12 protein-coding genes are annotated in these 14,449 nt (G+C 55.5%); 3 read left to right on the forward strand and 9 right to left on the reverse strand.

Translation table 11 applies throughout. From position 1 onward, the window contains the following. The first annotated feature begins 300 nt into the window (after positions 1-300). The gene (locus FOM92_RS11630; protein WP_143777032.1) at positions 301-1,869 is read left to right on the forward strand and encodes a hypothetical protein; all 1,569 of its coding nucleotides are present in this window, start codon (positions 301-303) and stop codon (positions 1,867-1,869) included. Positions 1,870-1,981: 112 nt separating this feature from the next. Here FOM92_RS11630 and FOM92_RS16035 read toward each other — a convergent pair whose 3' ends face one another. The 9 genes from FOM92_RS16035 to FOM92_RS16105 form a co-directional block, all read right to left on the reverse strand. Further along, a complete protein-coding gene (locus FOM92_RS16035) occupies positions 1,982-3,739 on the reverse strand; it encodes a hypothetical protein (protein WP_211347398.1) in 1,758 nt (585 codons plus the stop codon). 265 nt (positions 3,740-4,004) lie between these two features. Continuing rightward, positions 4,005-4,994, reverse strand: a complete 990-nt coding sequence (gene virB11 / locus FOM92_RS11640; protein ID WP_143777033.1) for a P-type DNA transfer ATPase VirB11 — start codon at positions 4,992-4,994, stop codon at positions 4,005-4,007. After that, positions 4,991-6,139 (reverse strand): TrbI/VirB10 family protein, encoded by a 1,149-nt coding sequence (locus FOM92_RS11645; protein WP_211347399.1) that lies wholly within the window; start codon positions 6,137-6,139, stop codon positions 4,991-4,993. The genes virB11 and FOM92_RS11645 overlap by 4 nt, the downstream gene beginning before the upstream one ends. Then, the gene (locus FOM92_RS11650; RefSeq protein WP_143777034.1) at positions 6,136-6,906 is read right to left on the reverse strand and encodes a TrbG/VirB9 family P-type conjugative transfer protein; all 771 of its coding nucleotides are present in this window, start codon (positions 6,904-6,906) and stop codon (positions 6,136-6,138) included. Before FOM92_RS11650 ends, FOM92_RS11645 begins: the two co-directional genes overlap by 4 nt. Then, a complete protein-coding gene (locus tag FOM92_RS11655) occupies positions 6,903-8,117 on the reverse strand; it encodes a TrbL/VirB6 family protein (protein WP_143777035.1) in 1,215 nt (404 codons plus the stop codon). Before FOM92_RS11655 ends, FOM92_RS11650 begins: the two co-directional genes overlap by 4 nt. After that, positions 8,114-10,531 (reverse strand): VirB4 family type IV secretion/conjugal transfer ATPase, encoded by a 2,418-nt coding sequence (locus FOM92_RS11660; protein WP_143777036.1) that lies wholly within the window; start codon positions 10,529-10,531, stop codon positions 8,114-8,116. The genes FOM92_RS11655 and FOM92_RS11660 overlap by 4 nt, the downstream gene beginning before the upstream one ends. Before the next feature lie 10 nt (positions 10,532-10,541). Beyond that, positions 10,542-10,823, reverse strand: coding sequence for a VirB3 family type IV secretion system protein (locus FOM92_RS11665; RefSeq protein ID WP_143777037.1), 282 nt, complete (start codon positions 10,821-10,823; stop codon positions 10,542-10,544). Between the two features lie 3 nt (positions 10,824-10,826). Continuing rightward, entirely contained in the window at positions 10,827-11,132 is a 306-nt protein-coding gene (locus FOM92_RS11670) for a TrbC/VirB2 family type IV secretion system protein (RefSeq protein WP_143777038.1), read from the reverse strand. Positions 11,133-11,136: 4 nt separating this feature from the next. Then, positions 11,137-11,799 carry a lytic transglycosylase domain-containing protein gene (locus FOM92_RS16105; protein ID WP_246087274.1) on the reverse strand — a complete coding sequence of 221 codons (663 nt, stop codon included), beginning with the start codon at positions 11,797-11,799 and terminating at the stop codon, positions 11,137-11,139. Positions 11,800-11,913: 114 nt separating this feature from the next. Here FOM92_RS16105 and FOM92_RS11680 point away from each other — a divergent pair, with 114 nt between their 5' ends. Then, positions 11,914-13,269: a pectate lyase family protein gene (locus tag FOM92_RS11680; protein ID WP_246087275.1), complete on the forward strand. Its 1,356-nt coding sequence runs from the start codon at positions 11,914-11,916 to the stop codon at positions 13,267-13,269. Positions 13,270-13,290: 21 nt separating this feature from the next. Beyond that, entirely contained in the window at positions 13,291-14,436 is a 1,146-nt protein-coding gene (locus FOM92_RS11685; protein WP_143777039.1) for a glycosyltransferase family 4 protein, read from the forward strand. Positions 14,437-14,449 lie beyond the last annotated feature (13 nt).

The raw sequence follows: 14,449 nt of genomic DNA on the forward strand, positions 1-14,449 counted from the left end.
ATTCAGAGCTGCTTCAGACGCTAAACCTCTGAAGAAATTCAATAAATTGAACAAAACAAGAAGAGTCCGCATACTAACCCATTGAATTCTAATTCTAAAATACAAATACGGTCGACATTCGTCGATTATCTCAAAATTTTATCTGCCTAAATTCATCTGGATAGCGTCGTTAGCCATTAATCATTGCGTTACTATCTTTACTAACATAGTGTTACTATTTTAAAGGCACCTTCAAATTCTTCCAGTCTCGCCCCCCTTTTTGCCCGGCGGACGGAGGATCGAGTTTTGGAGCTTTTAAAAATGTCACGTCGCACTTCCCGCCGCTCGGTCGGCGTTCAGCACGCATTGATCTCGCAAGAGACTCTGTCTCCACGTCCGGTACGTGGCCCCGGCCGTGCCGAGAAACTGTTCACGCTTCTGATCACGATCGTGGCCATTTTGTGCACACAGATCCCCTCAGACGCGTTCGGGCAGACATATAACCCTGCCAAACTTCCCTCAGGGGCCCAGCGCGCCTTCCCCAGCGCAGAAGGTTTTGGCGCGACTTCGGTCGGAGGTCGCGGCGGACGGGTCATCCCGGTAACGACACTGGCTGATTCAGGCGCGGGATCATTACGCGATTGTATGATGGCGAGCGGGCCGCGCATTTGTGTGTTCCGCGTCGCGGGTACGATTGAACTGCTGCGGCAGATCAAACCGACATCGGGCAATTTGACGATTGCCGGTCAGACCGCGCCCGGTGGAGGCATTGCCATCAAGAACCATCCGTCCAACCTGACAGGATCACCCTTTTACTTTACCAAGCCCCACAATATTGTCCGTCATATCCGGATCCGGCCAGGCCCGACAAGCGGCACCAAGCAGGACACCACCGACGCAATTACTATCGATGCTGGCGCAGCGCATACGATCATCGACCATGTATCCCTGTCCTGGGCGACGGACGAGCCGTTCAACACAACGAAGACCGCATCCAATGTGACGATACAATGGTCTCTGGTCTATGAAGGGCTGAGCAAATCGACCCATATTTCGGGTGAACATGCAAAAGCCATGTTTCTGGAGGGCGATAACATCACCGCGCACCACGTCTTCATGGCGCATGCCACGGACCGTATGCCCAATGCCGGTGTCGGCAGCCGCGTCGACTTCGTAAACCTCATCTCGTACAATATGCGCGAGAAGGCCCATCAGTATTTTTCGATGAAGCAAAAGCAAAGCGCAACCGCGAGCGGTTTGACGCGCACGGCCAATATCGTGGGCAACTGGGTTTCGATGGGGCCAAATTCGGTTCGTGGCACCGCGATTTATGGTGGAAATTATGATGAGCAGTTTTCGACTAATCCCGGCTTCGCCCAATTTTACCTGTACCAGAATATCGACGGACGCCGGCGCAATGGGACACTTTCGGAAAAGCTGTTCTTTGACCCTGCCGATTGGAAATATGTCCTGACGCAACCCATAGGCACGTTAAGCGTGCAGCTATTCAGCCCGGCCGAGCAGGCTGTTCGCGACATCACGGCATTTGCAGGTGCCTTTCCCCGCGATGCTGCGGACAAAAGGGTGGTGCAGGCATTTCTAACCTGTGGTGGCTCGATCATAGACAGCCCATCGCAGGTGGGCGGATGGCCAATACTGGCAGGCGGCACACCCTATATCGACGGCGATGCAGACGGCATGGACGACAATTGGGAGAAAAGCCGGAACATCAGCAATGCCAACGCAGACGCGGATGGCGACGGTTATACCAATTTGGAAGAATTCCTGAACGAGCTGGCCGGTGACCAGGACAGTGCCGGAAATTTCATAAACCGCGTTGGCGTGGGCAACGGCACCCTGCCGCCCGTCAATTGCAACATAATCCCCTAGATCCGGGCCCCTAATACTGGATCAGAGGATAGGGCGCGTGGTTTACCGGTTACCCGGTATCTGCGCGCCCAATTTTCTGTATTAAAGGGTAAAGGGACCAGTGGCCCCGAATTCAGACGGTAATCCCGCAGTTCACGGCAGGTACCGGACCGGTTCCTGCGCCAACGCGATTGATAAGATTGCCTGCGGAATCCTGGTCACCCGCCAACTCGTTCAGGAATTCTTCCAAATTGGTATAGCCATCACCATCTGCATCCGCAGTGCCGCTGCTAATCCCTCTGGATGCCTCCCAGACATCGTCCATGCCGTCGCCGTCCGCATCCGCATAAGGTGTTCCGGTAGCCAAAGCAGGCCAGCCACCCACCTGACTGGGATCATCAATGATCGAACCGCGGCAATTGAGGAAATCAAGCAATACGCGCTGATCTGAAACATCGCGGGGGAAGGCACCTGCGAAAGAGGTGACGTCACGCACACTTTGTGCGGCGGAGGAGAAGAGTTCGACCGACAATAGCCCGATGGGGCTGCTCTGGATATAACGCCAGTCGGCCGGATCGAAGAAGAGACGATCATCCAGGCTCGTCGACAGGCGACGCCCGTCAATATTACCGGAGAGGTAAAACTCTGCAAATCCCGGATTGGTCGAATATTGTTCGTCGTAGTTTCCGCCGTAAATCGATGCACCACGCATCGAATTGGGGCCCATAGACACCCAGTTACCCACAATATTTGCCTGACGGGTCAAACCGCTGGTGGCGCTGCCCTGCTTTTGCAGCATCGAGAAATATTGGTGCGCCTTTTCCTTCATATTGTAGCTTACAATATTCACGAAATCGACGCGGCTGCCGACGCCGGCATTGGGCATACGGTCAGTCGCATGCGCGACCAGCACATGATGCACCGTAATATTGCTGCCCTCGACAAACATACCCTTGGCATGTTCGCCCTGAATATGGGTCGATCTGCTCAGACCTTCGTAAACGAGCGACCATTGCACGGTGATATTGGCCGATGCCTTGGTCGAGTTGAAGGGTTCATCGGTGGCCCACGACAGAGAGACATGGTCGATGATGGTGTAATCCGCACCGGCATCAACCGTGATACTGTCTGTTGTATCCTGCTTTGTCCCGCTGGTTGCACCCGGTCGGATCCGGATGTGGCGGATAATATTATTTGGCTGCGACAGATAAATGGGCGATCCGGTCAGGTTGGACGGATCATTGCGGATTGCGATCCCGCCACCCGGCGCGGTCTGACCGGCAACAGTCAGATTGCCCGATGTAGGCTTGATCTGTGAATTGAGAACAATGGTGCCCGATACGCGGAACACGCATGTGCGTGCACCGGTCGCCATCATGCATTCGCGTAGCGAACCAGCGCCGGAATCGGCAAGCGTGGTCACGGGTATCACACGTCCGCCACGGCCACCTGTTGCAGCAGCGCCAAAGCCTTGCGCGGTCGGAAATGCACGTTGCCGTCCGTCCGGTAATTTGGACGGGCTATAGACACCTGCCGTCGTTGGAGGCGGCGGCGGAGGAGGTGGTGGTGGCGGTGCAGGCGGCGGCGGAGGGGTCGGCGTCGGCGGCGGCGGGGGAGGAGGAGGTGGCGGTGGCGGTGGCGCCGGTGGCGGAGCCGGCGTCGGCGGAGGTGACGGCGGCGGAGTTGTTGTGGGCGGCGGCGACGGAGGCGGCACCTCTGCTGGTGGCGGAGAAGGCGTGGGCGGAACGACAACTACAGGAGGCGGAGGCGTCGAGCTGGACGGCGGTGCACTACCGCTACCGCCACCGGCACCACCGCCGCCGCAACCCGACAGGGCGAGTGCGAAGACAAGTGTAGAAGAACCGACGACGATGCGTCCGCGACGTTGCATTGGTTTGCGACCTCTGGCCATATAGATGAAACCCGTGCCTTTTGTTTCTATGTAAGCATCGAGTATGCGAAGTTACCTAATTAGACGTAGGCGATTATGGTTAACAAAATGTGAAAGAAAGGGCGCGTCGGTCACACGTTGCTTATTGTCGGCCAGTTGAAAATGCCCCTGAATGGCAGATTAACGCCGTTTTTTTAGGGTTAAATTGGTCCGGACAACAAAATCAGTATCATTCCGCTACTTAACCCGAAAAGCCTGATTTTGGTTATATATCGAGGTCGCGAGTCATGACGATCGAACTGATGCCCCTTTTGCCATCCTGACGTTCCAACTGGACGACGATATCGACGACAAAGCGGGCATATTCGATCACATCCTGACGGCTCAGCCCGATGCCCGATTGCATCACCATCAGCGCCAGTTGCTCGATCGCCCCGCGCGGTGAGTTGGCATGGATGGTGGAAAAACTACCCGGGTGACCGGTGTTGATTGCCCGCAGGAAACTTACCGATTCAGTGCCGCGCAATTCGCCCAATACGATGCGGTCCGGCCGCAGCCGCAATGCGGCCTGCAACAGGTCGTTCGTGTTGATGCGGGCTACGCCCATATCGCCCTTCATGGCGACCAGGCCAACCGAGTTGGGATGCGACAGTCTTATTTCGGGCGTGTCTTCGACCAGCACTATGCGCTCGGACATCGGCACTTCGGCGAGAAGCGCGTTGAGGAAACTGGTTTTACCTGTTGATGTACCGCCACTGATCAGGATGGTCTTACGGGCATGTATGGCCTGCTGCAGGAAAGCGATCGGATCGCTTTTGGCCAACATCACAGCGGGTTCGGCGGCGGGCGCGAGCTGCGTGGAGAAAGACGACAATGGCATCGCCTTGATCTTGTGGCGGCGGATGGCAATGACCCAGTCACCGCGGGTCGCCGATGGTGCAATGACCTGCACGCGCGCCCCGTCCTCGAGCACGGCGGACAGCAACGGGTTTTCACGGTTCACGCCCTGGTTGTTCACGCGGGCAATCTGTGTGGCCAATCGTTCGATCAGCCGGGCGTCCACCTGTGGAACCTGTGCACATTCCATCTTGCCGGGCCCTGCCCGCTCGACCCAGATTTCACCGGGCCGGTTTATCAGCAGTTCGGTGACATCGTCCTGGTTCAGCCAGGGTTGAAGAGGCGCAAAATAGGCCTCCAGATAGGACTGCGCGACCTTTTCGCCGCCGTCGACAGGGGGGACTGCCCGAACGCTCAAAGATTTGCACCCAGGGCATCGGTAAAGTCGAGATCGCGCGCTACAAAGATCTTCACAGCCTGCCCCTGCACCACACGGATCGTGGGTGGTATGTTGGCACTACTCTGCGCAGCAACAGACGCCGCACTGGTGCCTGATGCGATAACAACGCCGTCATTCGACCGGGAACCAAGCGCTCCTACAACAGATAATAGGATGGCCGCCCCAAAACGCTGGAAGAAATGGCTGTTTACTTTGCCGGGCAGCCCGGTTTGACCGGAGCCGTCTGTGCCGGGCGAACCGAGGTCGATCGAAATGCCATCCGGACGTATCGCACGCGTCCAGATAACATAGGCGCGCTTCTGTCCTGCGGCGACGCCGCTCTTATACTGTCCAATCAGGCGTGAACCGCGGGGCAGCAAAACGGTCTTGTTGTCAAAGCTACGCACGTCCTGACTGACAAATGCGCGCGTATATCCCGGAAGGTCTGAGTTGATTGCTGTTTCGAGAACCGCTGGGATGAGCGTGCCCGCAACAATTGTTGCACCCGGGTTTGCCATCGGTGTAGCGCTGCTGCTTCCACCTTCGCCCGCACGCATCCCGAACAACTCATCATTGTTAAGGCCAATTGGTGTCGTTGGCACTTCACCGGCCGAAGCCTGACGGTTGGCGTTACGGCGTTGCAAACGGTCCGCATAATCATCCAATATCAGCGCAGGTGAACGCGGATCCGTCGTCCGGGGTTCGAAATTTGTTGTAGGCGGCGGCAGAACTGTTGCCATCGGCGGAGGAGTGACAGGGGGGACGCCCTGGCCGCTTGGAACTGTACTTGGCTGCACACCCATGACCGAATTGCCTAAGGGGTCAACCAGCGTCACTGCATTTTGTGGAACGGGCGGAGGTTGCAGATCGGCAATTGCCGGCATCTCTTCGGCTTGCTTGGGTTGCGGGCTCGCGGATTGCCGCGCCTCCGACATCAAATAGAGGGTTAGCGCGCCCAATGCGACCGCGCCGAACATGCCGCCCCAAATGGCGAAACCGTCTTTACCACGCTTTTGGTTCGCAACCACCGGGAAACGGTTCGTCGAAGCCTCTTCGAGGCTTTCATCATCAAGCGTGGTTCTGGGATCACGCTCATCATGGATGCCTTTCGTGATCGTTTTCAATTCCCGTTCTCCAGTTTAGGCTGAACAGGATCGGGTAACGTTATCCTGTCCAATCGCGCTTTCGCTTTGCCCAAACGCAGCATCAAGGCGCTCGGTACGAAATCAATAACAAAATAATCATTTTGCGCGAGTTGATTTACAAGACTCTCGGTACCGTCAGCACCAATTGAATAAATAGCGGGCGGGGAAACGGTTTTGGGCCAGCGCAAATAGGTAAGTGTCCCGTCATCGAAAATTTCACTGGGCCAAAGACTTTGCTTGCCACTCTTCGCCCAACTCAGATTGATCTTTGGCGACGGATCTGCGGTTGTCTCACTAAGCGCTTCGGGCGGGATGCCGGTCAAATCGGGAACTTCCGAAGCCATAGGTTCAGGGGGATATATGAACCGCATCGTATAAATGGGCACTGCCTTAGGGTTGGTCGAATTGAGTTCGAACAAATAGGTTCGGCGGTCAGTGACCACGGTCAGATTGGTAATTTTCTTCGTCGTGATTGGTTTAATGAAGAGAATGTTCGCACGCTTGTTCGGTGTAATCTGCCAATTCGACCCATCGCCAACGGCGATGTTTTCGATCCGCTCTTCTTCGCCAAATAATATAGCCGTTTGAATGCCCATTACGCCCGCAATGGGATAGACGGTCTCGGGCGAATATGGGCGCTCCACCACGCGGCTGTCGGCGGTTTGCATCGCAAAAGACGGCTGAATACCGCCGGCGGCCAATCCCAGCAGCGCGAGAAGAAAGACAGGGCGTCGCAACTTGCTCATACCGTACTTTCCCGCTTTAAACGCACAGCGCCGATTGTGGCGGGTCTAAATTTGCGACCCAGTGCTTGTGTAACATCGTTCGTTTCCCGTTTTCCGGCCCCTACACTGCCCACCATGTCGCCGGTATTAACAGCAAAATTCCGCGCAAAGCCTGCGCGTTCGGATGTATCTGCGGCTGGCGAAGGCATTGAAGACTGGTCCACAGCGCGCAAAATGGATTGCGTGCGTTGATCGGGCCCAGCCTCAACCGACGACGCAGGTGTGGATGCCGCCATCGAAGATGCCGCAACGGCGGCGGCCGTGCTCGCTGCATTGGTATTGTCGGATGTTGTCGTACCCGATTCCGGCTCGGCCCAGGGCAGCCGCCATCCCGACACAAGCGTCGTCGACAATTTGATAGCCATCAGCATCAGCGCAACGTGTACCGACGCGGCAAGAAATATATTCACGGCAATTCGCATATCGATTTCACCATTGAGTTTCGCCAGCTCAACAACCAAGGGCCGAATCAGCGTCAACGTCCCCCCTCCAAGCAGAACAGCGAACAGAGGTGTTACCGCAAGCATGACGACCGCCTTCATCCAGCCGACAAACAATCCCCGCGTGCCCGAAAACAAAGCCAATATGATGAATATAGGCCCCAATGCCAGCATGAGAGCAAGCGCCATACGGGCGACTATGAGCACACCGACGGTGCCCAGCAAAAGCATCAAGGCGCCTAGCCAGAGCAGGTCGCCTTCTGCCGACATAACGCCGGCCGCGCCTTCAGGTCCCGCGCCTGTCGTACGCGATTGCAAGGCAACCTGTGCGATTGCCTGAAACATGATGTCCAACTGCCGCGAGAACATGTAGGTCGCGCTGCCTTTGGTGTTCAAAAGTATCTTCGCCAGCTCTTCCGGTGCGCCCAATGCAATGTTGAGAACGAAGCTTTGGTATCCGATCCAGCTGGTCGCAAATGTCAGGATAAGCCCGAGACCGAGTATACGGGGCGGCAATGCGGAAAGCCGGCCACGACCGCTGAGAAGACGGAACGCAATCAATGCCACATATATGGTCAATATGATTGTCAGCGCCCAACCAAGCGCACCACCCGGGCCGAAAAAGCGGTTGAAGGCATATTCGATGATCCGCTCACTATTGCAGTCGATATACTGCAAACCTGCAGTGATCCCCTGCTCCCGCAGACCGGTTGGCTGGCAAAACTGGCTCATTGGGCAAATTCCGACAAATCGAGCAATATGTTCGGATCACCGGGCCATGGAGTTTTCGTCAGATGCTCGTACCATTTTTCAGGCTTATCCCCGTAACTTTCCCGTAAGCTATCCAGCGCACGCACGCTGGACTCGCGGCCAGACAATATGGTCAGAATGTCAGGCATCTGGCCCAAATCAAGCCGGACCACGACGCTGTGATTGGGCTTCCGAATCAGGAAACACCGGCTGTGGACAGGAAGCGTCCTGACCAGCGACAATTCATGGTCGCTCAACCCGAACCCGCCGCAATAATCCTCCGCCTTCGCCCTGCTGTTGGGCATAAAGATCTGGGTAGCAGTCTGTTCGACGATTGCCGAAGATACCTTGCTGTCCAGAGCATCGCGTGCGCTTTGCGTACCGAAGCCCACAATGGCATTTCGCTTACGCAGCGTTTTGAGCCAATCCCTCAGACGAGCGGCAAATACGGGATCATCCAGAACTTTCCAGCCTTCGTCGATCATGATCATGGCAGGACTTCCATCCAGCCGTTCGTCGACCCGGTGGAATAGATACATCATGACTGCGGTACGAATAGCCGGCTGGTCTAATAGGGCCGTCATATCAAAACCGATGATACGGTTCGTAAGATCAAGCCCGTCCGCATCATTGTCAAACACCCAGCCTCTGTCGCTGCGGTCCAGCCAAGGCCTCAGCCGCGATTGCAAATCGCCCTCTTCCGGGCGTTTTGTCCCGCCAAGCAATTCCCCCAGATGACGCAAGGTGCGCAAATGCTCGCCCTGTTCATAGCTCGCATCAACAGCAGAGGCGATCAGTGTTTCGTCGGCTGGTGACATGCCTCCCTGTTCCGGGGCCAGCAGGCAGGCCAGCCAATCGCGCAAAAATGCACGGTTCACAGGGCTGTCAGGCAAACGAAGCGGATTAAATCCTGTCGGAATTCCGGGACGTAACTCGACATAATTTCCGCCCAGCGAGCGAAGGAAAATCTCCGCACCCCGGTCTTTATCGAACAGGATAGTCCTCGGCTCAAGCTTCTGGGCCTGTGCGGTCAGAAAATTCATTACGACTGTTTTACCAGACCCGGATGGCCCGATAATGCTGAAATGCCCCAGATCGCCCTCATGGAAATTGAAGAAATAGGGTGTCGCGCTGGTCGTTTCGAAAATAGTGATAGCGTCGCCCCAGTGGTTACCCTTGGGTTGCCCCATCGGGAAGCCATGCATCGAAATGAAGCTTGCCGCATTGATTGTGGAGATCATCGACCCACGGGCAATATACATTTCGTTGCCAGGGAATTGTGCCCAAAAGGCAGGTTCCAGGTTCACATCTTCGCGAACACCGATCGAACCGAAATCCGCCAGCGCCGCCACCGCTTTGGCCGCTGCCTTGTCCAGCGACGTAATGTCATCAGCACGCACCGAAAGCGACAGATGGTGCATCCCAAAACCGATCTGTCCCCCGATCAACTGGTCCTTAGCGGCGAGCATTTCGCGCCGTTCGCCGGCCACATCTTCATCGGTCGCCTTCAAACGGCGTAACGAAAGATCGATGCGTTCCTTTGCAACCTGACGGTCAACAGGGGCAAAACTTTCGGTCAAAGCAAATTCGTGGGGCAGGCGAAGGACATCGTCCAATATGCCGACACGCGTTTCACCAGGATAGTCTTTGACCGAAATCATCGCTGCAAATTCGGATCCGCCTGCACCGCGATATTCAATCGTATCCAGACCGAAGCTGACGCGCTTGTAGGGAATATGATTCCCCAAATCGACATCATCGTCCGGTTTCAGAACGGCACGCATTTCGCCATTGTACAGGGCGGCCAGAAACTCGAGCAGTTCCGAGCAGGTTCCGCCATCGCCTTCGTAACAGCCAAGATCGCGAACACCATATTGCTGCAACGCGGCGCTCAAACCGATGACCGCGCTATCCAGGTCACGCAATTCTTCCTGGAATATTGCATCAAAATGGTTTCGGTTGAACCGGCGACGCATTCGTTCGAGAAGGCCCACTTTGCCGCGCGGCGGACGGCGTAATACCGTGAGGAAAAGTTCGTTTGCAAACAAGGTTCGTTTCGCAAGTCGCGCGGACCACTTTTCCTGCAAATGTGCGGAGAACGCGCCGGTATATTGCGACGGCATTTCGGCCGAAACACGGCGGCGAATAACGTGGTGGTAAACTATGAAACGTGAATCAAGCGTGCTTCGCAATATTGTCTCGCGAACTGCCTGTGTGTGGTTGAGATGGTCGGCATCTTCCGTTTCGAACGGCAGGCCATTTAAATGGAGCACACGCATCAAGCTGCCGTCACGCAGCTGCAGCGTCACGTCATCGACATGACGCCGATATGGCAAGCGATCGCCTGCGCGCTGTTCATATTTGCCCCATGCTGCGGGTCCCCGCCAAGCCATCATTTATTCCAATTCACGGTGCGTAACTGTTGCATCCCCAGCGCTTCCAATTTTTTACACGTGGTGTCCGGGAGACTTTGGTGATCCACAAGTCGAAAAAGCGGGGTTCCCGAAGACATGCCAGATATCCGATTACATGGACGATCAGCGCAACCCCCAACGCCCAAAAACTGCGCGTAATGAGGAATGCTTCGGTTGAAATCACGCCGTTGATGACAAAAAAACTATAGGTGACGCCCGCAAACATATGCGGCCGCGTAAGCGATGTAAAAACGGGCGCCTTGCTTAATGCCACTGTTTAACCTGCGCCTGCTGCAGACTGGATTCCCGACACAATTGCGACTGCACCAAACAGAATGAAGCAGCCGAGCACAACGGTCATGCCATAACGCCAGTTCATACGCCCCGTGAGCATCATGAAACCAACGGCGGCAACGGCAACGACAGCAGCTGCCGTTGCCACATTGCCCATCAAAGTCCCCTGCAACCACTGCGCAGCGCGGACAATCGGACCGCTGCCTGCCGGATCCTGTTGGGCAAAGGCTGGTGCGGACAGCATGGCCAATGGCCCGGTTATGGCTATCCGTTTAATCAACTTTCTCATATTTTCATTCCTCCAGTGCGCCACCCCAAGCAACCCGTTGCCGGATGGCTTCGACATAATTCTGTGTTTCAGCGAACGGCGGCACCCCCTGATATTGGGCCACCCGAGCCGGTCCGGCGTTATAGGCTGCCAAGGCCAGCCGGACATCGCCGTTAAATTGCGTCAGCATTGCTTTAAGATAGCGGGCGCCGCCCTCAAGGTTCGCCAACGCATCATTAGGGTTCACCCCGAGATTGGCAGCCGTCCCTGGCATAAGCTGTGTGAGCCCGACAGCCCCCTTTGGCGAACGAGCCGACGGATTCCACCGGCTTTCCTGCCAGATCAACGCCTCGAACAGCAGCGGGTCGATGTCATGCTGCTCCGAAATCGTCGTTACGATAATTTTCCACTGGGGAGGCATGATCTTGCGGGTGACAGACGGAGAGAACGACCGGTGATTCTCGGCAGCGATTCGTGCGCTAAAATTTACCGCTTCCGGCTGCGTTAACGTGGCCACTAACCTAGGAGCACTATCTGTCCCAATTTCATACACTTGTGCTGACAAACTGGTGTGCACGCAGAGCGCGATGCCCGAAAACATCACGAATCTAAAGACATACCGGAGTGCAAGAAAATGAAAAATCATCCTTGGCGGCATAAAACTTTCCACAAAATTGGCAAGCTTCATGGCCGCTAGAATAGCGATCTCTCGGGTGGTAATTAGGGGTAAGCCCTTTGGCCAATTCACATTGAAACATAAGCGGTGCAAGGTCGCTATGTCGGATTCTACAAGGATGAAATCATGTCCCCGCTTTCACGTAATGGTGCCATTACTTTTTTCGGTCTTATGCTTGCAACGACCGTCGCATTTTCCTCCTGTTCGCCTGTCGACGGCCAGACGAAGGGAACCACAGAACCTGCTGCGCGATCAAAGGCATTTCCCGGTGCGGTCGGTTATGGCGCAGCGGCATTGGGCGGATTTAAGGGCAAGATCATTCAGGTAACCACAACCGCCGACAATGTCGCCGGATCACTGCGTGCCTGTGTTGAAGCCGTCGGCCCCCGGACATGCGTGTTCCGCGTTGGCGGCATTTTCCGGTTTGACGGTTTTCCTCCTGTTATCAAAAATCCATATCTCACAATTGCGGGGCAAACGGCACCAGGCGGTGGCGTTACAATTGCCCATGACGGTAGCATCGAATCCCGCACACCACTGCTCATCAAGAACACCAACGATGTGATTGTCCGTCATGTCCGTATCCGCAATGACAGGATCGGCGGGGAAAAGGAATCCGAAGACTCGATAACGATTGAAAACAGCAAATATGTTGTCATCGACCAGGTAAGCGCGAGTTGGGCCCGCGACGAAATCATCAATGGCTATGGAAATAACGACTTTATCACCATCAGCAATTCGATCTTCTCCTACGGAATTCCGAAGCATGACAAATGCGCGCTTTTGGGCAGTGATCCGAAGAATTCGCAAAATTTCAGCTTCATAGGCAATATTTGCGCCCATAATGGCGACCGGAATCCCGACATCAATTTCAAACCGTCTTCCTGCGTCGAAGTAATCAATAACATCTTCTACAATGCAGTGTCCGAATTTGCTGAAGTATGGGAGACCTATGGCGGGACGCCTGTGTCCATCGTCGGCAACAGCTTCAAAGCCGGAATTGATACGACCGACAATGCTGTCGGCGTTATCCGGCAGACGGTCGAAAGTACCGGAAATTCCGCCATCTATCTGCACGACAACCAGTTTTTCGGTTCATTTACCGACATCGACGCTTCTGTAGCAGTTGCACGCCGGAATACGCCACCCTGTCCGTTGACCGTCAAACCAATGGCAGCCGGCATAGCCTACTCGTCGGTGCTGGCAAAGTCAGGTGCCTGGCCACGGGACGCCATTGATGTCGAGGTCGTTAACGATGTGATCAACCGGACTGGCCAGATTGTTTCGTTGCCCGGATCGATACCTGCAATTTTTGCAGGCACTCCCTATCCCGATACTGATCGGGACGGCATGGACGACCGTTGGGAAGTCAAAAATGCCGCTAAAGTAGGTGTGTCGGATCCATGGCTTGACGGCAACCGGGATGGCATCACCAATCTTGATGCTTTCCTCGATTATCTCCACAAACAAATAGTGCGCTGAAATACCGGTACATCACATCCTATGAAGCCCGAATGCGTTACGATTGCCTACCCTATGGCGGGCGACAGCCTTGGCGGTAGCCATCATTCCCTGTTGGGACTGTTAAAGGGTCTTGATCCGGCACTTTATTATCCTGTGATCATTCTGGAAAAACCGGACGGGCGGCTGGCGGAGCATTTTGCAGGGTTTGAACAACGTCCAGACCCGGCACCTCCGCGCGAAAGCTTTGCCGTGGGACGGGAGTTTAGTGTTTCGAAGTTTGCCTCCACCTTCGCAGGCATCGGCCGCCGCGCGGCATTGCTTCGGGATATCGGCAGCACGATCGTCCATAGCAATGACGGACGGACGCACGCTACATGGGCGTTCGCGGCAAAGCGGGCAGGTTGTCGTTTGCTGTGGCACCATCGTGCCGATCCCTATGCAAAAGGTTTGCGCTATCTAGCCCCTCTGGTTGCAGACCAGATCGTTGCCGTCTCCAACTTCTCCTTGTCGGGAATGCGGCCATCGAAGGCCCGGCAAAATGCTCAAGTCGTCTTCAGTCCCTTTGACATTGATGTCAAAGCCGACCGGACCATCATGCGTCAGCGTCTTTTGACGGAACTGGGGGCACACGAAGACACTATCATTTGCGGCTATTTTGGAAGCTTCATTGACCGTAAACGCCCTCTGGAATTTATGGACGCCGTTGCCGAACTGCGGGCTATACAGAACCGGCCTGTCGTCGGAGTCATGTTCGGCGAGACGACCTATCCCGAACTCGAAACTGCCATGCGCGCCCGGATGCAGGAACCTGACGTCGCCGGCGCGGACCATATTATGGGCTATCGGTCACCCGGCGTCGATTGGATTGCGGCCGTGGATCTGCTTTTGGTGACAGCCGTCCACGAACCGCTCGGCCGGACACTGGTCGAGGCGATGCTTGTGGAAACCCCGGTCATTGCGACAGACTCAGGCGGCAATCCGGAGGCCATTTTGGCTGGGCTGGGCACTCTCGTTGAACCAGATAACCCCGCCGCCATGGCACGAGCCGCATTGGACGCCCTGAACAACAAGCCTGCATTAGCCGAAACGACAGCGCGCGCGAAGGAAAGCGCTAAGGCACGCTTTTCCGAAGAGACCCACATTGCAAAAATTACGCAAATCTATCGCGATCTTTCACCCGCCTAGGCGGCCCGAGGTC

It is taken from the genome of Sphingorhabdus contaminans (genome assembly GCF_007280415.1).
In the GTDB taxonomy this organism is placed as follows: Bacteria; Pseudomonadota; Alphaproteobacteria; order Sphingomonadales; family Sphingomonadaceae; genus Sphingorhabdus_B; species Sphingorhabdus_B contaminans.